The organism is Empedobacter falsenii (genome assembly GCF_019308355.1).
Lineage (GTDB): Bacteria > Bacteroidota > Bacteroidia > Flavobacteriales > Weeksellaceae > Empedobacter > Empedobacter falsenii_B.
In genome coordinates, this window is record NZ_JAAGKM010000024.1 from 1 (window position 1) to 22,021 (window position 22,021).

General features: G+C 31.2%; 24 protein-coding genes and 5 tRNA genes. 17 read left to right on the forward strand and 12 right to left on the reverse strand.

The window, feature by feature from the left end; genetic code table 11:
• Nucleotides 1-145 precede the first annotated feature (145 nt).
• Nucleotides 146-286 carry a hypothetical protein gene (locus G0Q09_RS09980; RefSeq protein WP_219034750.1) on the forward strand — a complete coding sequence of 47 codons (141 nt, stop codon included), beginning with the start codon at nucleotides 146-148 and terminating at the stop codon, nucleotides 284-286.
• 67 nt (nucleotides 287-353) lie between these two features.
• On the opposite strand, the gene G0Q09_RS09985 is transcribed toward G0Q09_RS09980, so the two are convergent.
• Genes G0Q09_RS09985 through rlmH form a run of 4 tightly spaced genes read right to left on the reverse strand, consistent with a single transcriptional unit; the run spans nucleotide 354 to nucleotide 3,152 of the window.
• A complete protein-coding gene (locus tag G0Q09_RS09985; protein WP_219034751.1) occupies nucleotides 354-1,274 on the reverse strand; it encodes a ribonuclease Z in 921 nt (306 codons plus the stop codon).
• The gene (gene rdgB / locus G0Q09_RS09990) at nucleotides 1,271-1,852 is read right to left on the reverse strand and encodes an RdgB/HAM1 family non-canonical purine NTP pyrophosphatase (protein WP_219034752.1); all 582 of its coding nucleotides are present in this window, start codon (nucleotides 1,850-1,852) and stop codon (nucleotides 1,271-1,273) included. The genes G0Q09_RS09985 and rdgB overlap by 4 nt, the downstream gene beginning before the upstream one ends.
• Complete coding sequence (locus G0Q09_RS09995; RefSeq protein WP_219034753.1) at nucleotides 1,853-2,686, reverse strand: CPBP family intramembrane glutamic endopeptidase; 834 nt, start codon at nucleotides 2,684-2,686, stop codon at nucleotides 1,853-1,855.
• Nucleotides 2,679-3,152, reverse strand: a complete 474-nt coding sequence (gene rlmH / locus G0Q09_RS10000; RefSeq protein ID WP_115001348.1) for a 23S rRNA (pseudouridine(1915)-N(3))-methyltransferase RlmH — start codon at nucleotides 3,150-3,152, stop codon at nucleotides 2,679-2,681. Before rlmH ends, G0Q09_RS09995 begins: the two co-directional genes overlap by 8 nt.
• Nucleotides 3,153-3,178: 26 nt before the next feature.
• On the opposite strand from rlmH, the gene G0Q09_RS10005 reads away from it, so the two are divergent.
• Nucleotides 3,179-4,150 carry a YihY/virulence factor BrkB family protein gene (locus tag G0Q09_RS10005; RefSeq protein ID WP_219034754.1) on the forward strand — a complete coding sequence of 324 codons (972 nt, stop codon included), beginning with the start codon at nucleotides 3,179-3,181 and terminating at the stop codon, nucleotides 4,148-4,150.
• Here the strand turns inward: G0Q09_RS10005 and G0Q09_RS10010 are convergent.
• Entirely contained in the window at nucleotides 4,147-5,022 is an 876-nt protein-coding gene (locus G0Q09_RS10010) for an ion transporter (RefSeq protein WP_219034755.1), read from the reverse strand. The two genes, G0Q09_RS10005 and G0Q09_RS10010, sit on opposite strands and share 4 nt — an antisense overlap.
• A 45-nt stretch (nucleotides 5,023-5,067) precedes the next feature.
• Here G0Q09_RS10010 and G0Q09_RS10015 point away from each other — a divergent pair, with 45 nt between their 5' ends.
• The 3 genes from G0Q09_RS10015 (at nucleotide 5,068) to G0Q09_RS10025 (ending at nucleotide 7,898) form a co-directional block, all read left to right on the forward strand.
• Entirely contained in the window at nucleotides 5,068-5,958 is an 891-nt protein-coding gene (locus G0Q09_RS10015) for a TIGR01777 family oxidoreductase (RefSeq protein WP_219034756.1), read from the forward strand.
• Nucleotides 5,959-6,029: 71 nt separating this feature from the next.
• Entirely contained in the window at nucleotides 6,030-6,785 is a 756-nt protein-coding gene (locus G0Q09_RS10020) for a DUF3857 domain-containing protein (protein WP_219034757.1), read from the forward strand.
• A gap of 6 nt (nucleotides 6,786-6,791) precedes the next feature.
• On the forward strand, nucleotides 6,792-7,898 hold the full coding sequence (locus G0Q09_RS10025) for a DUF3858 domain-containing protein (protein WP_219034758.1): 1,107 nt from the start codon (nucleotides 6,792-6,794) through the stop codon (nucleotides 7,896-7,898).
• Nucleotides 7,899-7,940: 42 nt separating this feature from the next.
• On the opposite strand, the gene G0Q09_RS10030 is transcribed toward G0Q09_RS10025, so the two are convergent.
• From G0Q09_RS10030 to G0Q09_RS10040, 3 genes are all read right to left on the reverse strand, one after another.
• On the reverse strand, nucleotides 7,941-8,924 hold the full coding sequence (locus tag G0Q09_RS10030) for a long-chain-fatty-acid--protein ligase (protein WP_219034759.1): 984 nt from the start codon (nucleotides 8,922-8,924) through the stop codon (nucleotides 7,941-7,943).
• 208 nt (nucleotides 8,925-9,132) lie between these two features.
• The gene (locus G0Q09_RS10035; RefSeq protein ID WP_115001331.1) at nucleotides 9,133-9,522 is read right to left on the reverse strand and encodes a hypothetical protein; all 390 of its coding nucleotides are present in this window, start codon (nucleotides 9,520-9,522) and stop codon (nucleotides 9,133-9,135) included.
• A gap of 29 nt (nucleotides 9,523-9,551) precedes the next feature.
• Entirely contained in the window at nucleotides 9,552-11,198 is a 1,647-nt protein-coding gene (locus G0Q09_RS10040; protein WP_219034760.1) for a Na/Pi cotransporter family protein, read from the reverse strand.
• Between the two features lie 277 nt (nucleotides 11,199-11,475).
• Between G0Q09_RS10040 and G0Q09_RS10045 the strand changes: the two genes are divergently transcribed.
• From G0Q09_RS10045 to G0Q09_RS10065, 5 genes are all read left to right on the forward strand, one after another.
• Nucleotides 11,476-11,549 (forward strand) — tRNA-Thr (locus G0Q09_RS10045).
• Nucleotides 11,550-11,566: 17 nt separating this feature from the next.
• Nucleotides 11,567-11,647: transfer RNA gene (locus G0Q09_RS10050), tRNA-Tyr, on the forward strand.
• Nucleotides 11,648-11,654: 7 nt separating this feature from the next.
• A tRNA-Thr gene (locus tag G0Q09_RS10055) sits at nucleotides 11,655-11,731 on the forward strand.
• A 41-nt stretch (nucleotides 11,732-11,772) separates the two neighbouring features.
• Nucleotides 11,773-11,846: transfer RNA gene (locus G0Q09_RS10060), tRNA-Thr, on the forward strand.
• A 32-nt stretch (nucleotides 11,847-11,878) separates the two neighbouring features.
• Nucleotides 11,879-11,959 (forward strand) — tRNA-Tyr (locus G0Q09_RS10065).
• Nucleotides 11,960-12,058: 99 nt separating this feature from the next.
• Here the strand turns inward: G0Q09_RS10065 and G0Q09_RS10070 are convergent.
• Nucleotides 12,059-12,817 carry a 5'-methylthioadenosine/adenosylhomocysteine nucleosidase gene (locus tag G0Q09_RS10070; protein WP_219034761.1) on the reverse strand — a complete coding sequence of 253 codons (759 nt, stop codon included), beginning with the start codon at nucleotides 12,815-12,817 and terminating at the stop codon, nucleotides 12,059-12,061.
• A gap of 218 nt (nucleotides 12,818-13,035) precedes the next feature.
• Between G0Q09_RS10070 and G0Q09_RS10075 the strand changes: the two genes are divergently transcribed.
• The 4 genes from G0Q09_RS10075 (at nucleotide 13,036) to G0Q09_RS10090 (ending at nucleotide 14,936) form a co-directional block, all read left to right on the forward strand.
• The gene (locus G0Q09_RS10075; protein ID WP_219034762.1) at nucleotides 13,036-13,689 is read left to right on the forward strand and encodes a hypothetical protein; all 654 of its coding nucleotides are present in this window, start codon (nucleotides 13,036-13,038) and stop codon (nucleotides 13,687-13,689) included.
• A 74-nt stretch (nucleotides 13,690-13,763) separates the two neighbouring features.
• Entirely contained in the window at nucleotides 13,764-14,090 is a 327-nt protein-coding gene (locus G0Q09_RS10080) for a DMT family transporter (protein WP_219034763.1), read from the forward strand.
• 21 nt (nucleotides 14,091-14,111) lie between these two features.
• Nucleotides 14,112-14,315 carry a hypothetical protein gene (locus G0Q09_RS10085; RefSeq protein WP_219034764.1) on the forward strand — a complete coding sequence of 68 codons (204 nt, stop codon included), beginning with the start codon at nucleotides 14,112-14,114 and terminating at the stop codon, nucleotides 14,313-14,315.
• Between the two features lie 15 nt (nucleotides 14,316-14,330).
• The gene (locus G0Q09_RS10090; RefSeq protein ID WP_219034765.1) at nucleotides 14,331-14,936 is read left to right on the forward strand and encodes a helix-turn-helix domain-containing protein; all 606 of its coding nucleotides are present in this window, start codon (nucleotides 14,331-14,333) and stop codon (nucleotides 14,934-14,936) included.
• 392 nt (nucleotides 14,937-15,328) lie between these two features.
• Here the strand turns inward: G0Q09_RS10090 and G0Q09_RS10095 are convergent, their stop codons facing one another.
• From G0Q09_RS10095 to G0Q09_RS10105, 3 genes are read right to left on the reverse strand one after another with little or no spacing between them, the layout of a single operon-like run.
• Nucleotides 15,329-16,681, reverse strand: coding sequence for a UDP-N-acetylmuramate--L-alanine ligase (locus tag G0Q09_RS10095; protein ID WP_115001321.1), 1,353 nt, complete (start codon nucleotides 16,679-16,681; stop codon nucleotides 15,329-15,331).
• A gap of 18 nt (nucleotides 16,682-16,699) precedes the next feature.
• Nucleotides 16,700-17,584 (reverse strand): lysophospholipid acyltransferase family protein, encoded by an 885-nt coding sequence (locus G0Q09_RS10100; RefSeq protein ID WP_038334575.1) that lies wholly within the window; start codon nucleotides 17,582-17,584, stop codon nucleotides 16,700-16,702.
• A gap of 19 nt (nucleotides 17,585-17,603) precedes the next feature.
• A complete protein-coding gene (locus tag G0Q09_RS10105) occupies nucleotides 17,604-18,248 on the reverse strand; it encodes an NUDIX hydrolase (protein ID WP_219034766.1) in 645 nt (214 codons plus the stop codon).
• Nucleotides 18,249-18,473: 225 nt separating this feature from the next.
• Here G0Q09_RS10105 and G0Q09_RS10110 point away from each other — a divergent pair, with 225 nt between their 5' ends.
• From G0Q09_RS10110 to G0Q09_RS10120, 3 genes are all read left to right on the forward strand, one after another.
• The gene (locus tag G0Q09_RS10110; RefSeq protein WP_219034767.1) at nucleotides 18,474-20,582 is read left to right on the forward strand and encodes a M3 family metallopeptidase; all 2,109 of its coding nucleotides are present in this window, start codon (nucleotides 18,474-18,476) and stop codon (nucleotides 20,580-20,582) included.
• Nucleotides 20,583-20,677: 95 nt separating this feature from the next.
• Nucleotides 20,678-21,409: a YebC/PmpR family DNA-binding transcriptional regulator gene (locus G0Q09_RS10115; RefSeq protein ID WP_219034768.1), complete on the forward strand. Its 732-nt coding sequence runs from the start codon at nucleotides 20,678-20,680 to the stop codon at nucleotides 21,407-21,409.
• An 85-nt stretch (nucleotides 21,410-21,494) separates the two neighbouring features.
• Nucleotides 21,495-21,902, forward strand: a complete 408-nt coding sequence (locus tag G0Q09_RS10120; protein ID WP_219034769.1) for a hypothetical protein — start codon at nucleotides 21,495-21,497, stop codon at nucleotides 21,900-21,902.
• Nucleotides 21,903-22,021 lie beyond the last annotated feature (119 nt).

Consider the following 22,021-nt stretch of genomic DNA (forward strand, 5'->3'; position numbering starts at 1 on the left):
CATATTTTAGAACTTGTAGTTTTTTACTATAAGTTAAATAAGCTGCTATTTCTTTTGTCTTTTTAATCATCATAAAGCTATATTAGTTTTTTACTAATTTAGTCTACGAGGATATGACGTACCCACATATAGAAATGGGTTGACAATGGATAGACGCTACCCTGGTACACATTTATCAGGAAGTAATCCATTATACACTATTCTTGCTACAGCAAATGAAGTAATTGAATATATTCCTGAACAACAAATTATTGTTTCTAAAGGAGTTTTAGTTCAAAATCCATAGGATTGAGAAACATTTGTAAAACTAAAATCCGTTCGACTATCGAACGGATTTTTTTATATTTTGATTACTAACTTTCTATTTTTATTGTTTTCAACAATTCTGGTAAAACGGTATTCGTAAATTCTTCTTGGGCTTCGATTAACAAAGGTTTATAATCGTGATAACGATTAGAAAAATGACCTAAAATTAATTTCTTTACATTGGCTTGTTTCGCAATCATTCCAGCTTCTTTTGCAGTTGTATGCCCTGTGTAAACCGCTAAATCTTTCAATTCGTGTAAAAATGTTGATTCGTGATATAACAAATCGACATCTTTTATAATTGGAACAATATCTGGTTTATATTTTGTGTCCGAACAAAACGCGTAACTCAAGGACTTTTGAGCATCAAATGTTAAATAATCATTCGGAATTATTTTTCCAGATTCTAACGTAAAATCTTTTCCATTTTTCAAATTTTGATAATCGCAGATTTCAATTTCTGGAAATTCCTCGATCGTATCCATATTCAATTTTCGAGGTTTTGGCTTTTCTCGAAAAAGATAACCATTTGTATAAACTCGGTGATTTAGCGGAATAGAATAAACTTCAACTTTATCATCTTCAAAAACTAAAACAGATTCTTTTGTATGCAATTCGTTGAAAATAATCTCGAATGAGTTATTAGATTCTGTTAAACGTAATTGTGTTGTAATAAATTCCTCAATTCCTTTCGGACCATGGATATGCAAAGGCATATCGCGACCAAGTAATTGAAGTGTGGAAATTAATCCAATCAATCCAAAAACATGATCGCCATGTAAATGCGATATAAAAATGTGGTTTATTCGGTTGAATTTTGCCTTCGCTTTTCGCAATTGTACTTGTGTTCCTTCTCCGCAATCAATCAAAAAATAGCGTTCTGCGATGTTTAATAATTGAGCGGTCGGATGCGTAAAAGCTGTTGGTAATGCTGAATTAAATCCTAATATTGTTAGTTGTAAACTCAATTTACGTTTAGATTAGTTAAAAAATCGTTTAATTTTTCGACAGCTTTTCCTCGGTGGCTAATTGCATTTTTTTCTTCAGGAGACATTTGTGCAAAAGATTTTGAAAAACCATCAGGAATAAAAATCGGATCGTAGCCAAAACCATTGTCACCCATAATTTCAGTTGCAATAGTTCCATTCACTCGTCCTTCGAAAAAATATTCCTTTCCATCCAAAATTAAACAGAAAATAGAAATAAAATACGCTTTTCGATTTGTTTTTCCTTCCAATTCTTTCAACGCTTTTGCAATATTATCTTCGTCTTTTCCTGTGCCAGCATATCGAGCAGAATATACACCAGGTGCTCCATTTAACGCTTCTATCACTAATCCAGAATCATCTGCAAAGATATTTTTCCCAGTTTTATCGAAAATAGTTTTCGCTTTTAATTGCGCATTTTCTTCGAAAGTTGTACCAGTTTCTTCAATTTCATCAAAGAAATTAATATCAGTCAACGATTTCATCGATAGGTAAGAAGGTAACATTTTTGTAACTTCTTTTACTTTATTGTTGTTATGTGTGGCAAAAATTAATTCCATTTATATTGTTTTTTGTTCTGTTTTTTTGATTAATAAATAGACAGATAAAATTCCGATAAGTGTCATTCCTCCAATTAATAAATAATCTCTTTGCGCAAAAACTTCGCCTTCCATATCGCCCTGCATTAGCATTAACGAGTACGAAAGAGTGTTGTTTAGGAAATGTAATAACATAGGTAAAAACAACGATTTTGTGCGATAATAAACTATTCCAAAAATGATTCCTAAAAGTCCAGCTCCTATAAATTGCCAAGGATTCATATGTGCACATCCAAAAATAAATCCATTGATTAAGATTGCAGTTGTAGGATTTACATTGAAATTTAGCATTCCTTTCAAGATTATTCCTCTGAAAATAATTTCTTCGAAAATTGGAGCCAAAATACAAATCATAATAAATCCAGCGATTTTGTAATCTAACATCATTTCAAAAGAAGCTTGAAAGATTTTATAGATTTCTTCTAAAGGTCCAGTTGTTGGAATTAAACTTGTTGCAACCTCGGCTAAAGGCAAAAGAAATAACCAACAAGCTATTGATAATATGAGCTGAATTGGAGTAAAAGAATGTTTGATATCTTTTAAAATTGATGCAAATTTAGTTTGTGTCAACATCAATAAAATAACAATTGCGCAAACCGTTCCTGTTAAAAATCCTAACGGTAAAAGTAAGTGATTAAGCGGTTTGTAAAAAAGTGCTGGAGCAGAAACAAGTCCGCCAGCAAACTGCATTATAATCACTGCAATTGCGCTATACAAAAGAGCTTTTCCAATACCAAAACTTAGTTTATTTTCTTGCTTAGGAACAAATTCTTCAAATGGAGAGGTGTTATTCATGATGATAAGGTTTACCCTGCAATATACTAAATCCTCGGTAAATTTGCTCAGTCAAAAATAGACGAACCATTTGATGCGTAAATGTCATATTGGATAAAGACATTTTTTTATTTCCACGATTGTAAACAGATTCGTCAAAACCATAAGGACCACCAATCACAAAGACAAGATTTTTGACAGATTGATTCATGTAATTCTGAATATCATCTGCAAATTGCTTCGAAGTAGGTTGTTTTCCTTTTTCATCCAAAATAATAACAAAATCTGTATTGATGATTTTATTCAAAATTTGCTCAGCTTCTTTTTGTTTTTGTTGAATTTCGGACAAATTTTTACGATTTTTGATGTCAGGAATTTCAATTCTTTGATAATTAATGTGCGAAGGCAATCGATTTTCATACTTTTGTAATAGCATTTCGATGGCTTTTTCGTCTGTTTTACCGATACAAATGGTCGTAATATTCATTCAAAATTATTTATTGAGACAAAAATATGCGCATTCTACAAGATTTTAAAACATATACAGGAATAAATTATTTTCGAGATTGGTCGAAAACAAAATTGATGAACAAAAATACGGGCATCACGGTATATGATTTCTTGAAAGTTTTTTGGATTCGCGTCATGAAAGGTAATTTTCCGTTGCGTTCGGCGGCAGTTTCGTGGATTTTATTTTTTAGTATGTTTCCATTTTTGCTTTTTTTGTTTAGTATTTTACCGCATTTGGTTTATTACCAAGAAATAAAAAACTTGCTATTTACACAACTTCTTCCTCAACTTTTACCTAAACATGTGAGCAATGAAGTGATTTCGTATATTGATAAAACGACGGCTGTACAAGGAAAACGTAAAGTGAATTATTTCTTGATTTTGATTACAATTTTTATGTCATCCAACGGAATACAAGGGATTATAAATGGATTTAATGTTTCGTATCAAGATGTTTATGTAAAGCGAAAAAACTCAAAATCGAGAATGATTTCGATAATTTTAACCTTGTTTTTTACAGTTTTTATTGTGTTACAAGTGTTTTTATCTTATTCGACATCAATTATTTGGAAATACTTAACCAACGTTTCATTTTTAAGTAAACTTGGACAATTTTCGTATTTAATCAACTATTTTTCGGTATTTATTTTTTATTTTGTTTCGATGTGTATGTTGTATTATTTCGGACCAAATCACAAAAAATCGCGTAGTACAGTTATTCCAGGGGCATTGTTAACTTCTGTTTTGTTCTTGTTAACTGTGATTGGTTTTAATTCGTATTTAAGTTATTTTACAAATATTGATTTGTTTTATGGATCGCTTGGATTAGTGATGATTATGATGATTTTTGTTTACATCAATGTTATTTTGATGTTAGTTGGTTATGAATTGAATATGTCAATTAATTACACCAAAAATTACGAATACGTTAATCATATTGACAATAATCGATTCATTAATTTGGATAAATTTTAAGGTTCATTTAAAAGATGCCCGCAGGTTTTGCAATAAATAGCACCATCTAGGTGGTAATCATCGCCACAATTGCGACATCTTTGCGTGTTTGTAGGAATATCTTCCTTATGTTTAGCCGCTTTATTCATTTCCATAGTTACAATACTTGTGGGAACAGCAATTACACCATAACCTATAATCATTACAACAGAAGCTAAAAATTGTCCCAAACCAGTGACAGGAGAAATATCGCCATAACCTACTGTTGTTAAAGTGACAATTGCCCAATAAATACTGATTGGTATACTTGTGAAACCAGATTCAGGATGATCATGTTCAACCATATACATGATAGAGCCAATTACAACAACAATTAATACTACAAATGATAAGAAAACGATGATTTTATCTTTACTTTCTTTCAGCCCTAACACCAACACATTTTTCCCACGTGTAAATCGTGTAAGGTTAAAAATTCTGAAAATACGTAGCAATCTTAAAATACGAATACTTGCTAGGTACTTACTTGTAGGTAAAACTAAACCAAGATAAAATGGTAAAATAGACAATAAATCAATAACTCCATAAAAACTAAAAATATATCGCCAACGATTTTTAACACAATAGATTCTTAATAAATATTCTATAGTAAACAAAAAGGTTAAAATCCATTCTAAAGATACTAAAACTGTGTGGTGTCTTGCGTTAATTGCCGGAATAGACTCCAACATAACTAAGCCAACACTCAATAAAATTAAAAGTAATAAAGAGATGTCAAAAAGTTTTCCATAAGGTGTATCAGCTTCAAAAACTATATCGAATATTTTTTGTTTTAGCTTCTTTTCTTCATCAGCCCCCATTCTTTTTAGATAAGGAAATATACCTTTAAACATTAGTTTATATTTTTGGAATGAGCTAAATTAGGAAAAAATTTTAGTATGAATATTCTATTGACTGGTGGAAGTGGATTAATTGGTTCAGAATTAACAAAGATTTTAATTAAAAATGGACATCAAGTTCGTATTTTGACAAGAGAAAAAGAGATTGAACATCCTTTTTATCATTGGGAGAAAGATACAATTGATGAAAAAGTTTTTGAAAATTTGGATGGAATTATTCATTTGGCTGGAAGCTTAATTGCGAAAAGATGGACAAATTCTTACAAAAAAGAAATTTTTTCGAGTAGAGTTGATACAGCGAATTTACTTTTTGAGTATGTCAAAAAATTGAATATTGATTTGAAATTTTTTATCTCCGCGTCTGGAACTGCTTATTATGGACAAATTACTTCGAACAAAATTTTCAAAGAATCTGATGAACCGAATATTGATTTTTTAGGTAAAGTTTGTGTCGCATGGGAAAATGCTGCTTATCAGTTCGAAAAAATAGGTGCAAGAGTGGTTTGTCTTAGAACTTCTTTTGTTTTGTCTAAAAACGGCGAAGGTTTCAAATTATTAAAAAAACCTATTCAACTTGGTGTAGGAGCAAATCTAGGTAACGGAAAACAATGGATGCCTTGGATACATAATGCGGATTTGTTACAGATTTATGCGCAAGCTGTCGAGGATGAAAAAATGAATGGAAGTTATAATGCCTCGTCACCAGAAAATATCAATCATTCAAATTTCAATCATATGTTAGCGAAAAAAATGAATAAACCGTTTTTTATGCCAAATATTCCTGCTTTTGTAATGAAATTAGCGTTAGGTGAAATGAGTGATTTGGTTTTGAAAGGCTCTCGAATTGACGCAACTAAAATTCAAGAAACAGGTTTCGAATTTCAATATCCTACCTTAGAAAAAGCGTTGGAGGAGTTGATAGAAAAGTAACGAAAATTTTATTTAGATTATTCTTTATATCCTATTGCGTATCCGTACTTTCGCAAGAATTACAAATTGAAATGAAATTAAAAATTACTTTACTCTTTTTATTTATTGCATTATATACAAATGCGCAATCGAAAGATTTAAAATTCGGAAAAATTTCGGAGCAAGAAATTAACTTAACTCAAGTTCCTTTCGAGAAAAACGCAGATGCTGTTATTCTGTCGGAAGAAGGAAAAATGGATTTAACTTCGTCTAATTATTATTTGACTGTAAAACGAAGAATCAAAATTCTAACTGATAAAGGACTTGACGAAGCAAATATACAACTGAATTATTACAGCAAGAATAGAAATGAATCTATAAGCGGAATCAAGGGAAGTACAATTAATATTGTAAATGGAGTGGAGCAAATAACTCCGATTGATGAGAAAGAAATTTTTGATGTTTCTCTAAATGAATTGTATGCTGCAAAACGTTTCACTTTTCCAAATGTAAAAGTTGGTTCTATTATCGAGTATACTTATATCAAAAGTAGTGAATACAATTTTTCTATTGATGCATGGAATTTTCAACACGATATACCAACGCTTTCGAGCAAGTTTCGATTAAATAATCAGGCTTATGGTACATATTCGATTATTACAATTGGTGATGGTTTGAATACAAAGTATAAAGGTAAATCTAGTTCAACGGAATGGTTATTACATAATATCCAAAGTTATAATCAATTAAAATACGTTTATAATCCTGAAGATCAAAGTGAACGAATTAAAATTCAGGCAGCTAATTATCATACAGATGGAGCAAAGAAAACTACGATGAGCGCGTAGATAGATTTGATTCAAGATATAAATGCACAATATGATTTGTATCGAAATCCTTCTGCAATCAGAGATGTTGCGCAAAATATTCCGAATGGAAAAGATGAGGTAGAAACTTTGAAAAATGTGATTGAATATATTGATTCAAATGTAAAATGGAATAGATTTTATGGAATTATTCCAACGCGTTCGAACAAAACTTTATTGAAAGAAAAGTCTGGTTCTACGGCAGATATGAATCTTTTATTGAATGAAATTTTAACAGCTAAAGGTTTCGAAACTTCGATGGTTATGTTTAGTAGTCGTCATCATGGACAAATTTTGTTTTCTTATCCAATTGTCAATCAATTCAATTCTGTTTTAACAGTTGTGAAATTAAATAATGGTGCTTCAAATATTATCTTAGATGCTTCAAAATTAAATAAAGAACAAATCGAATTTGGACCTTTAGATGTGTTTAATTATCATGGAATTGTCATCAAAAAAGGTGAAGCTTCGTTTGTAAAGTTGAATCAAAAATTGTCTTATTACGAATCATCATTAAAGTATGATTTTATGAGTAATGGAAATTTAATTCTTTATCGTAAAGACAAATTCAATGATTATTTTTATGATGATGCTGCAGACGAAGAAAATGTTTTGAATAGATATTTGACTGAATCTTTAGATGTGCGTTTAGACGAAGAAATTAATGATAAAACGGTTTTTGATACTGATTCTTACGTTAAAAATTATAAAGCAAAAGCTGTAATTCCGAATGCTCCATTTTATACATTTATAAATCCTTTGCGCGAATTTCTAAAACAATATACTTTTGAAGATAAAAATCGTCAGCGCAAAATAGAATTTAATTATCCTTATTTGTTTAATATTCAGGTGAAATCTAAAATTCCAGATGGTTACGAAGTGATAATTGATGAAAAATACAAAGCACATCACAAAACTGAGCTTGGTTTAGAGTATTATCAGGAAGCAAAAGTGAAAGATGGACAATTGATACTAGCAATTCAATTTTTATTGCCAGAAGGTGTTTATGAAGCGGATAAATACAATGAATTGAAACAATTTTTTGAGAAAATAAAAACAGAATCTCTGAAAGAAGTTTTAATGAAAAAGAAATAAATAAAATCCCGCACTGAATTTTTCAGTGCGGGATTTTATTTATTATTCAATCACCATCAAATTACAACCTCGCACATCCGAATGATCGAAACGTCCTAAGATTTCAAATTGATTGTGAGTTATTTTTTTACCTAAATCATCAGTTGCAATAAAACTAATCGAATTGTAATTTGCCAAATCAATCACATTCACGCCACCTGTTTTTCCCTCTTCAACATATTGGAAAGGATCTTCGGTTTCTCTGATCAAAATTCGCATCCAATTTGGCGATTTAAACGTCAAATCTCCTCGAGAATAACCTTGCGAAAGCAATTCCGTCATTCCATATTCCGAATGAATTTCATTTGTTCCGAAACCATTTTTCAAAATTGAATGCAATTCTTCGCGCGTAATTTCTTTCTTGCGACCTTTCATTCCGCCAGTTTCCATCACAATTGTGTGCTGCAAATTCATTTTATAATTTTCGACAAAATCTAATAAAGCAAATGAAACACCAATCAAAATTGCTTTCTTGCCCGTTTTTTCGTGCGCAATAAGATTTTCGTACAATTCATCGTGATTATACAAATAGAAACCACTTTTATCGCTACCAGATTTCTCAATCCAATACTCCACCATATCAATCAAAGACGAACCTGTACGCTCCAAATACGAAGGCAAAAGCGCGAAAATAGTATAATCGGGAAGTGGACCATAAAATTGTTCGAAACATTTTTCTAAACTGTAATGATACAATGCCAAATCCGTTACTAAATGTTTACTTGTCGCCATTCCAGTTGTTCCAGAACTTGTAAAAATCTTTTCCACTTCACGATTTCCTGAAATCAATTCAAATTTTTTAAAAAACTGAATCGGTAAAAAAGGAATTTCGTTTGTGTGTTTTACAGTAGAATAATCAACGTTCAAGAAATTTAAGAAGTTTTTGTACACTTCATTTTCTTGCGCTTGATAACGGAAAACTTCCAATGCTACGTTTTGGAAATCTTCTTCGGATTGAATAGAAAAAATTTGCTTTGAATCAAACATTTTGCAAAATTACAAAATAGAGTAGAAGTGAGCGAAGTAATTATATTATTTTATAAATAAAACCGTCAATTCGAGTGAAATTCGTTTAGAATTTTGTGTCGAGAATAAGGTTTTAGAAGATAAAATTCATCTTAATTCTCGATACAATTTTTAGAAATATATTTCTAAAAATCACTCGAATTGACGAATTTTAATTCAAGACAAGTTATTATTTAAAATATTCATCAAAATGATGTTTGAATAAAGTTGACATCGTTTCAGATTCTAAACCATATAAAGTAATTTCAAATTCAAATACGTCATCAGAAATTTCAATTCCAGAAATAGAACTTCCCCAACTTTTTAATTCTTCTTTAAAATCATTATAATAAATTCTAAGATTTGGAATAATCGCTGTGTCTATCAATCTTTCTTTTTCAGAATCATAATTTATATGGATGTTATTTGCTAAACAATAATTTTTGAATAATAAATAAGGAGATTCAATATCTATAAAATTTATTTTGCCATAAACAACTCCCATCGGAACATCTGCAAATTCAAATTCTGTAGTTCCAATAATTTGTTCTTCAAGCTTTATTGTAAATGTAGTAGCCATGCAATAAATTTCTTTAAACTTACAAAAATCTACTGATTTTTTAGCTTAACAATTGTTGCATTGGCTTTGTAAAGATGATCGCCAAGAATTTCGTAATTCTGAATTAGATCTTTGTAGAAAAGCGCACTTGTAGTCAAAAGTTTCTCTTTTTCGATCGTCTTCATTAAATTTGCTTCGGCTTCTTTGTAAATTGTATTAATCGTTTTTTCGATAAACTCCGCTTGTTTGATAGAAACTTCTTCTTGTGTTTCGTTCAAATTTTGATTTAGAATACGCGTTGTTTGATCCAAATTATTTTGAAATTCGACCAAATACGTTCTCATTTTTGGTGTAAAATAACTATTTGTCATTCTACGACGACGATGAATAGAAGAAATCTTAATCGCAATATCGCCCACACTTTCCAGATGATGACAAAGTGTAATTAGTTGATGAATCGCAATTGTATTTTCGTTTGGTAAATCTAAATCAGCAATTTCATTCAAAAATTCATTGACTTCTCTCTCCAATTGATCACCTTCTTTTTCCAGTTCCAAAATTCGTTCACGAAAAACCAAAATCTTTTCTTCATCACTTTCAGTAATCATTCGCCCAAGCGTATAAATCGTTTGTTTCGTTGTAGAAGCGAGTTTCAGAAGTTTTTTGTTGGCTTCATTTTTATATAGGTCAGAATTTGTTCCGAATGGAATTGCATAAAATTCTAATTTATTGTCTGCTGATTTTACAGAGAAATATTTTTTCTGACAATAGAAAGCTATTTTATTGATAAAAGGCGTAAACAAAATGACCCCGACGAAATTACTAATAGTATCAAAAGTAATCAGTTGAACAGCGATATTTGATGAAATTGTTGTTCCAATAAATTTTAAAACAAAATTTGCAATCAACATAAAAATCAACGCAATTACAATATTGAAAAATGTATGAAATGCTGCGACAACTTTCGTGTATTTATCTCCAATTGCGGCAACTAAATGCGCTGTAAAAGTTGTTCCTATATTTGCTCCCAAAACAATCATTGCAGCTAATTCGATAGGTAAACCTTTGCTCGCTAATAAAATTGCAATCGTAATTGATGCTGATGAAAAGTGGACTAAAACCGTTAGTAATATTCCAAATAGAATAAATAACAAATTAGTCAAAAAACCATAATGCGATAATTGCTGAAAGAATTCTTGTAACTTCTGATGACTTTCGATAGAAGGTAAAAAAGTTTTCAGGAAATAAAGCGAAAGAAAAAGTAAGGAAAGCGAAAATAAAATTCCACCTACTTTTCTTTGGTTACGTTTTTTCGATAAATAAAATGGAAAAGCCACCAGTATAAGAGGCAATGCAATTTGTACCAAATCGAATTTCATTCCGAAATAGACCAACCACAATGTAAGCGTAGTTCCGATATTTGCGCCTAATATTAAGCCAAATGCTTTTCGCAAATTAATCAATCCAGCATTTACAAATCCCAATATAAACACACTCGCAGCCGAGGAAGATTGTATAGCTGTTGTAAAAAAAGTACCTGTAACAATTGTCGATAAATTGTTTTTGGTTAATTTGTTTAGAGTGCGTTTAAAATTCGATCCAGATAACGCTTGTAAATTTTCGCTTAATAGTTTTATCGCAAAAATGAACAAAGCAATTGCTCCGAAAAGTTGCAAAATTTGTATGATAAGATGCATTAATGATTAATTGACTACAAAAATAGGGACTCTAATGTAAATAGAATATTATCTTTTTTACTTTTATTGAAAAAAAGTTTAATCTTTTTTTGAATTCTAAAATTCTGATTTTCAAAATTGAAGTAAATTTTTAGAAAAAACTTCTACTTTTTTTTGAAAAAACATTTGCGAGATTCGAAAAACTGCCCTAATATTGCACCACGAAAAAGGAACAATACTTCTTTCGAGAAATGAATATCCTGTTTTCAATTTGAAATATACAAATAATAATATTTTTGCCGATGTAGCTCAGCTGGCTAGAGCAGCTGATTTGTAATCAGCAGGTCGTGGGTTCGAGTCCCTCTATCGGCTCAGCAAAAATATAGGTCGGGGAGATACTCAAGCGGCCAACGAGGACGGACTGTAAATCCGTTGGGTAACCTTCGCAGGTTCGAATCCTGCTCTCCCCACTAAAAAGCCGATGTAGCTCAGCTGGCTAGAGCAGCTGATTTGTAATCAGCAGGTCGTGGGTTCGAGTCCCTCTATCGGCTCCAAAAAAGTTTATATTTTACTTTTAAAACAAAAATAAAAAATCGCCGATGTAGCTCAGCTGGCTAGAGCAGCTGATTTGTAATCAGCAGGTCGTGGGTTCGAGTCCCTCTATCGGCTCTTCTTTTTTGAAGAATACTTTATTATTAGGCGGGGAGATACTCAAGCGGCCAACGAGGACGGACTGTAAATCCGTTGGGTAACCTTCGCAGGTTCGAATCCTGCTCTCCCCACAATCCATTTTAAATATTTGGAAAAGCAAATCATCAAATCTTTTGATGATTTTTTTATTAATGTGAGCATCAAAAAAAAAGCCCTTTTTAAAGGACTTTTTACTTGATGATGTTCTTAATAATTTCTATTGAATATACATTCGAAATCTTTTCTATAAAACTATTAAAATCTAATGTAGAATGATCGTCGGCATCATCTGATATTGTTCTTATGATGATAAAAGGAATATCAAATTCGTAACAAACTTGTGCTACTGCAGCGCCTTCCATTTCGACACAAAGTATTTCGGGTAAGTTTTGTTGTAATTTTTCTTTCTGAGAATTTGTCGAGAAAAATAAATCTCCAGATCCAATTAAACCAACATGTAGTTGAGGCTGATGAATATTAAATTTATCCAAATCTTTTTCAGAAATCACATTATGCAAATGTTGCTCTTCTAAAATTTCTAAAATAGCTGTTGTCGCAACTTCTAATTGAGAAGAATCAGCCTCAAAATAAGCTTTTCCTAACATTGGGATTTCGTAAGCAGGAAAAAGAGGTTGAGCATTCATATCATGTTGAATCAAACTTTGCCCTAGAACAATATCTCCAATTTTTACATCAGCATGAATTCCACCTGCAACACCTGTAAAAATCAATTCAGAAACGTTAAATTCAAGGATTAAGGTTGTAACCGTAGCAGAGGCAGCAACTTTACCAACACGAGAATAAACGACCACAACTTTTTGATTGTTTAATTTTCCAGTAAAATAACTTCTTCGACCAATTTTATGTTCTTGCTTGTTTGTTAATAAATTGACTACACCGTTTATTTCTTGCGGTATAGCGCCTATTATTCCTATTATTCTTTCGCTCATCTTTCCAATTTGAAAGCGAAGTTACCAATTTATTTTCTGTATTTGTAAACCGAACAATAAATCTCATAAATTAAGATAAATGGCAAACAAATGATAATCAAACATGTATTTAGAAGATTTTTTATCATCTTACAAAAGTAGAGTTTTTTCAGAATATGTTAAAAATCAATTGTGAATTAGTCTTGGCTTGTTGTATTTTTGTAGCATAAAAGTTTGAAATGAAAAAATTATCTATAGCGATTATATGCTGTGCATCAGTAATGCTGATGAATTGTACGAATAAAACAGAAGAAAAACCAGTTGAACAACCTGCTAAATCTGCTGTTACAGTGGAAGAACCAACGGAAATTGTAGAGGGTGTAATTAGAAAATCTGGAGTTGAGTGGACGGCTTATAAAACAACAGAAAAAGTGGCTGTTTCAGGACGTTTTGATGTTGTTTTGGTGAAAGACGCAAAAGAAGATGGAAAAACGCCTCAAGAAGTTTTAGAAGGTGCAAATATTATAGCGACAGTTGCTACATTAAATTCTGATCAAATTGATCGTGATCAAAAATTGAAAGATATTTTGTTTGGAAATATGATTAATACAAGCGAAATCAAAGGTCAATTACATTTCAGAGATGGTAAAACTTTCTTGAATTTAACGTTGAATAATGCTTCTAAAGAATACGAAGTAAAATCAACGTTTGAGAACAATGTTTTTTCAATTGAAACAGATGTTGATTTGATGGATTTTAACACAGGAAAAGCAATAGAAGCTCTTAATCAAGCTTGTTTAGAATTACACAAAGGTGCAGATGGCGTTTCTAAAACATGGAGCGAAGTACACATCAAAGGTCAAGTAGAATTTAGCGATAGTTTCGGTAAATAATTCAAAAAATAAATAATTAATTTTAAGGCTACAATTTTTTGTAGTCTTAATTTTTATAAATAAATCAGTAAAAAATGAATTGGGTAATTTTACTAATTGCAGGATTGTGCGAAGTCGGTTTCGCATCATGTCTTGGAAAAGCAAAAGAAGCAACCGGAAATGACACGTATTTATGGTATGGTGGTTTTTTATTTTTCTTAACGTTGAGCATGGTTTTGTTGGTAAAAGCAACGCAAACATTACCAATCGGAACGGCTTATGCAGTTTGGACAGGAATTGGAGCAGTCGGAACAGTTTTAGTAGGAATTTTTATTTTTAAAGAACCAGCAAGTTTTTGGCGCGTTTTCTTCTTAACGACTTTAATTTGCTCTATTATTGGGTTAAAATTTGTGTCAAATTAACTGAAATTAAAGTGTTGATTTATGGAGAATTTTAATGTTTTTGATCAAGAGGAATTTATTCAGCAAACTGTTGAAAATAAACGTTTGAAAAAAGATTTGATTAAGACGATTTTTATTCAGCATGGTTATTTAATTATTTCTCAAAATGACCAAGAAATTAAACTAAAACAACACGATGTTTTCTTCCCAGAACCTAATAAATCTTACCAAATAATTTCAAAATAATCTGATTTAGAATTGTTGAGTTTAGTTTTAACCAAAAAGATTTTAGATACATCGATTATCGATTTGAGTGGTTATGAATACAACCAATTTTTTGGTGAAGGTAGAATCAATAATTATCATTTCAATGAAATAGAATTTTCTGCTTTAATCGAACTTTTATTGCAATTGAAGTTGCGTTTGCAAGAGAAATTGACCAAATTCGTACGCTATTTACAGTTCAATTTATTTTATGCGATTGTTTACACAACGTTTAGCGAACTTTCGAAACAACAAACAATTATTGTAAGAAAAGGAACGCGAAAAGATGATATTGTAAAGCGTTTTTTGAATGATTTAAATAAGAGTTATACAGAAAACAGAGATGCAAAATATTATGCAGATAAATTGAATATTACAGTACGATATTTAACTGAATGTTGCAAATCAATAACAGGTAGAACGACAAAAGAATTAATCAGTTCTGTTGTGATTCGTGAATCGAAAGTATTGTTGAGTGAAACAACTAAAACAATCTCTGAAATTTCGAATGAGTTAAACTTTTCTGACCAATATTCATTCGGAAATTTTTTCAAAAAACATCTAAAAATTAGTCCAACTCAATTTAGAAAAAGTTTACAATAACTTCCGTTTTGGACATCTTTAGGCTACTTTTCAAACTTTTTTTTATCTCGATTTTTATCATCTTTGTTACTATCAAAAGGGTCACTATAATTTTATAGTAAAACAGAGGTGTTTTTTGATGGCGAAAGCTAACAAAAGTGAGTAGAGTATTACTAAAAGTTTATATCACCTCTGTTTTTTCTAAAATAATGTTTTTAAAATTAATAGTTCCGAAAAAGTTTAAAATAGTTCTAAGTTTACTGATATTTGAAAAGAAGTAATCCAAAAACCTAAAATGATTATTTTGACCATTTGACAAAAAACAAAAAGAGAACCTAAAAAATTAAGTTCTCTTTTTCTATATTTTATAGATATTTAAGTGGAAAATCACCTTTTATTGAAAGGTGATTTTTTTATGCTTTAAATAATTCATTCAAGTTTACTCCACCGAAGTTTCCTGAACTCATCATCAAAAATACTTTATCTTTTTTATCTAAACTTTCGATATAATCTTGCAATTGTTCACCATTTGTAAATACCAAAATAGAATCATCTCCAAAGGCTTTTTTGATATCTTCTGGAGAAATCATTTCCATACGTTTTATTTCTAATGCTTCTGGGCTATACATTACAATTTTGATATCAGTTTTGTCTAAAGCACCTTTGTATTGCACCAAAAACTCAGGATTCAAAGACGAATAGGTGTGGATTTCTAAACATCCTACAACTGTTTTATCTGTATATTGTTCTTTTACTGCATTCGTAACTGAAGTTACTTTACTTGGCGCATGGGCAAAATCTTTATACGCAACAAAATCAGAAGTACGATTAATTAATTCCAAACGTTTAGATGCTCCTTTGAATGATTGAATTGCTTCGTTGAAATCATCATCCATTACACCTAATTGTTTACAAATTGCACGAGCACCTTCTAAATTCATCAAGTTATGATTACCAAAGACTTCTAACGGAATTGGTCCATCTTCTGTTTCGATAAAAGTGATTCCATTTTCGATAAAATGTTCTGGTAAATGATAAGGGAATTTCTTGATTGCTTTCTCCGTTTCTTCTACCACTTTAACAACTTCTTCGTCTGTTTCGTTGTAAATTAAAGCACCTCCATTCACGATAGATTCTACGAATTTTGAGAATTGAGAAGTGTAATCTGCAAACGTTGGAAAAACATTGATATGATCCCAAGCAATACCTGAAATCAACGCAATATTTGGTTGATACAACAAGAATTTTGAACGACGATCTAAGGCAGATGATAAATATTCATCACCTTCCATAATCATAAATTCGTTGTCTTCTGTCAATTTTACCATCACATCAAAACCATCCAATTGCGCACCAACCATATAATCAACATCGATATTATGATAATGCAAAACGTGAAGAATCATTGATGTAATTGTCGTTTTTCCATGCGAACCACCAATTACAACACGCGTTTTATCTTTTGATTGTTCGTACAAATATTCTGGATATGAATAGATTTTTAAACCTAATTCTTGAGCACGTAACATTTCAGGATTATCAGCGTGAGCATGCATTCCCAAAATCACAGCATCTAAATCTGTTGTAATTTTTTCTGGAAACCAACCCATTTCTTCTGGTAAAATTCTACGTTGGTCCAAACGTGTTTTCGAAGGTTCGAAAATTGCGTCGTCAGAACCTGTTACTTGATATCCTTTTTCGTGCAAAGCAATCGCCAAATTGTGCATTGCACTTCCACCAATTGCAATAAAATGAACTTTTTTCATTTTGTATGTTGTATTCTTTTAGTCTTTTTTATTTTCTTCGTCGTAGCCCATTTCTTCGAAATCATCAAACTCTTCGTCGTCTTCATTCAAATAATCATCCAATGATTTTTCACTATTTTCAGCAAGAATTTCGTCCATTGGTCGAACTTTATTAAATTCTGGTGCTTGCTCAATTGCATTCATAATTTTTTTCATGATTGCATCACTCGAATCATTTTCATAATCGATTTCCAAAGGCTCTTTGAATGTCATTGTCGCATTAATTCCACGTTTTTTAATACGCAAACCTTTTTTATCAAAAGCTCTACGAAAACCATCAATTACAACTGGAATTACAATTGGTTTATTTTTCTTGATTAAATGTGCAGTTCCACGACGACCAGGTGCAAACGCAGTTGTAGTCCCTTGCGGAAATGTTACTACCCAACCACTTTGCAACGCAATATCAATATTGTTAATTTCGCTTAAATCTACTTTTCTATTTACATTTTCTCCTTTTGCACGCCACGTTCTTTTTACGGTAACCGCTCCTGTGTAGGCGAATAATTTCGTCAAAAGATTATCTTTCATTGTTTCTTCAGCGGCAACGTAATAAAAGTCAATCTTAGGATTAAGTAAATAAATTGGATTTTTGATGGTATCAATAAAACCATTTTTTACACTACAAAATACATGATACATCGCGAAAACATCAGCAAAATAAGTTTGATGATTCGAAACGAATAATACATTTTGAGCTGGCAAATGAACCAAGTTTTTTGTACCGCTAACTTTTAATTTATTAAAACCATTGTAACGGTTATAAGTAAATGATCCTAATAAGAAAATTAACGTCCTTTTTAGGAAATATAAATGTCCAAATGAATCGCGAAATGCGTTCTTTTTCTTTGCTTTTTGAGACACGAGTTCTTAATTGTTTAAGTTACAAATTTAATACGATTTTTAGATAATCTTTAAATTCTTCTAAAATCATTGCCGTTGCGCCCCAAAGAAATTCATCATCACCAATGTTATAACCAGGAATTTCGACAACTTGACCAGAAAATTCTCTCTCAAAAACTTCGTAATCAGCATTCAAAAAAGCTTCCAAATTTAATGGAACAACGTATTGTACTTCGCGCTCATCTGGATTGAAATGTGGTTCTCCATGATAAATTCCGATGTAAGGATAAACCAAGAAATTACTTGGCGGAATATACATTTCGCTCAATTGTCTTACAATCTCAATGTTTTCGTACTCTACACCAAGTTCTTCCATAGTTTCGCGAATAGCAGTTTCGTCAAAACTAATATCTTGTTCTTCAAATTGTCCACCTGGCAAAGAAAACTGATGCGAATGCGCTCCTTCGTAAGAAACACGCATGGTTACTGGGAATTCAACTTCTCCATCTTCGTTTTGATACAATAAAATCATCACAGACGCACTTCTAGGATTGGTACGTTTTACATATTCTAAATCAAATTTTTGACGATATGGAGGTGAAAGCTTTTGGTGTGATTCCCAACTTGGCAATTCTTTAACACTTTCAGCTAATAAATATTTTAATTCTTCTAAATCTAAATACAAAATGGATTGATTTTTAGGGTAATAAAAAAGAGTGAAATTTTTCCTCACTCTTTTTCAAAGATAATTATTTTCGTTGAAGAAAATTCAACCTTTTCGGTAAGGTTTATTAATTATTTAACTTTTAAGATTTAGCTTAAATATTTCCCATTGTTTGAATGAAAAATTGAATATTTTTGAAATTTAACATTATAAGTTTTAACTTCGTTAGGTCTAAAAATTATAAAAATGTTTAATAAAAAACTTTTTTACGGAATGATGGTTGGATCGTCAATCCTAACCACTTCTTGTAGCGAAAAGTCAACAAATAGTATGTGGAACGATAAAAATCCTTTTTTTGAAGTGAGCACTTTGCCTTATCAAACTGCTGATTTTTCGAAAATTAAAAACGAAGATTTCAAACCTGCTTTGTTGCAAGGAATGACTGAACAATTAGTCGAAATCAATAAAATTGCGAATAATTCTGAAGCACCAACTTTCGAAAATACATTAGTTGAGATGGAAAAATCGGGTCAATTATTAACACGAGTTAATCATGTTTTTGGATTATTGACTGGAGCAAATACAAACGAAACGTTGCAAGCAGTTGAGGAGGAAATGTCGCCTAAATTTGCGGCTCATAGCGATGCCATTTATTTGAATGATAAATTATTTCAACGTGTAAAAACTTTACATGACAATAAAAAATCATTGAATTTAGATAAAGAGTCATCTCGTTTGTTAGATGTATATTATCAACGATTTGAATTGGCTGGCGCAAATTTATCTGCTGCACAAAAAGATGAATTGAAAAAATTGAATGGAGAAATCGCTTCTTTAGAAACTAAATTCTCCAATCAATTATTAAAAGGAACAAAATCTGGTGGCGTTACTTTTACGAAAGAAGAATTAGCTGGTTTGAGTGATGCTGATTTAGAGGCTTTCAAACAAGCTGATGGTACATATTTAATCAGTTTATTGAATACAACGCAACAACCTGAATTACAAAATATGACCAATGCAGTTTCAAGAAAAAAATTATTTGATGCAGCTTGGATTAGAACAGAGAAAAAAGACGAAAATGATACACGTTATACAATTTTAACTTTGGTTAAAAAACGTGCGGAGAAAGCTAAATTATTAGGTTTTGCAAATTATGCAGAATGGAATTTGCAAGATCAAATGGCGCAAAATCCTACAGCAGCAAAAGGAATTTTAAATCAAATGATTCCGGCAGCAACTGCAATGGCACAAAAAGATGCAAAAGAATTTGAAGCCTTAGCGAAGAAAGAAAATCCAGCAAATACATTAACAGCTGCGGATTGGAACTATTATGCGGAGAAAGTTCGTAAAGAGAAATATGATATCGACGAAAATGAAATGAAACCTTATTTCGTTTTAGATTCAGTTGTAGAGAATGGAATTTTCTTTATGGCGAAAGAATTGTACGGAATTTCATTCAAAAAACGTACAGATATACCAACTTGGCATGAAGATGTAAAAGTGTACGAATTGTTTAATGAAGATGGTTCGCAATTGGGATTATTTTATACAGATTATTTCAAAAGAGATTCTAAACAAGGGGGAGCTTGGATGAGTAATATCGTGGAGCAATCGCACTTATTTGGCACAAAACCTGTTATTTATAATGTCGGAAACTACACAAAACCTGCAAATGGTCAACCTGCATTGATTTCGTATGATGATGTGGTAACAACTTTCCACGAATTTGGACATGCATTGCACGGTTTCTTTGCGAATCAAAAATATCCAACTTTATCTGGAACAAATGTTTCAAGAGATTTTGTAGAGTTTCCATCTCAATTTCACGAGCATTATGTAACGGAGCCATCTATCCTAAAAAATTATGCAAAGCATTATCAAACAGGAGCTGCGATTCCTGATGTGTTGGTAGAAAAAATGAAAAAAGCATCTAACTTTAACAAAGGTTATACGTTAACAGAATTACTTTCTGCTGCGGCTTTAGATTTATCTTGGCACACTGTTTCTGTCGATAAAACAATCACAAGCGTAGACGATTTTGAGAAACAAGCCTTAATTGATAATAAAACAAATTTACCACAAGTTCCGCCTCGTTACCGTTCTTCTTATTTTAGCCATATTTTTGGTGGAGGATATGCAGCGGGATATTTTGCATATATCTGGGCAGAAATGTTAGACCATGATGCCTACGAATGGACAATAGAAAATGGAGGAATGTCACGTAAAAATGGTCAAATTTTGAGAGATAAAGTATTTTCTCAAGGGAATTCGGATGATTTGAATGTGATTTACAAAAATTTTAGAGGTAAAAATCCTTCAATTGAACCAATGTTGAAATACCACGGATTGAAATAATTATTCTAAAATATTAACAACTTAAAAATCCAAGACATAGTTCTTGGATTTTTTTCGTTTTATGAATAAATTTGCAACTATTAAAACAAGTATAAATGGGAAGAGCATTTGAATTTAGAAAAGGACGTAAATTAAAACGTTGGGCAGCAATGTCTAAAGCGTTTACTAAAATTGGGAAGGATATCGTAATGGCAGTAAAAGCAGGAGGACCTGATCCGCATTCAAATTCTCATCTTCGCGCGGTAATTCAGAATGCGAAGGCTGTAAATATGCCTAAAGATAATATCGAACGCGCAATCAAAAAAGCATCTGATAAAAATACAGAAAACTATAAGGAAGTTATTTTTGAAGGTTATGGACCTCACGGAATTGCCGTTTTAGTTGAAACTTCTACAAATAACAACAATCGTACAGTAGCTAACGTTCGTTCTTATTTCAGTAAATGTAATGGACAATTAGGAACGCAAGGTTCTGTTGAATTTATGTTTGATCATATCTGTAATTTCAAGATTCAAAAACCTGAAAATCTAGATTTAGAGGAATTAGAATTTGAAATGATTGACTTTGGAGTAGAGGAGATTTTTGAGGATGAAGATGGAATTGTATTAATTGCACCTTTTGAGAATTACGGAACAATCTTCAAATCTTTGGAAGAAAGTGGATATGAAATTATTTCATCAGAATTTGAAAGAATTCCACAAACAACAAAAGAATTAACAGAAGAACAAAAAGCTGACATCGAAAAATTGTTAGAGAAATTTGATGAAGATGAGGACGTAAATAACGTTTATCATACGATGAAAGAAGACGAAGAAGAGGAAGAATAATCTTTTTTGAAAAGAATAATATGAAAACCGTTTAATTTATTTTAAACGGTTTTTTTTATCTTTAACTATAATTGAATTTTTGAGAATGATAAAAATTTTTACTTTACTTGGTTTGATATTGCAATTTCTTGCATTTTGGATGGCTGCGCCAGAAATTCTTGGAGCTGATTGGTTAAGTAAAACCGAAGAAATGATTCGGAAAGCAATTAATCAGTTGCCACAATTAATATTAGCTGTATTAGGAATGGCGATGGGAGTGATGTTTTATCATTCGATGAGTTCTTTTTTTGTATTTGTCGTTGTTATAATGATTATAATTTTATTATTGATTTTCTATAAAAAAGTAGAAAAGCTTTTGGACGAAAAAATCTCGAAACCATTGGTCAATAAATTAATCTTGAATGAAACTTTTCGTTTTACTTTATTGAAGTTTGCCGCTTTGTTTTTTACGCTTGGTTTCCTTATTCAGATAGCTTTGGTCGTTATTGTATAATTTTTTTTAAAATATTTATTTGATACTGAATAAACTATGTTTTTGTATTAAAAAAACTTTAAATTAAGGTTTGCAAATTCGAAAAAGCGTTCTATATTTGCACTCGCAATACCGCAGTA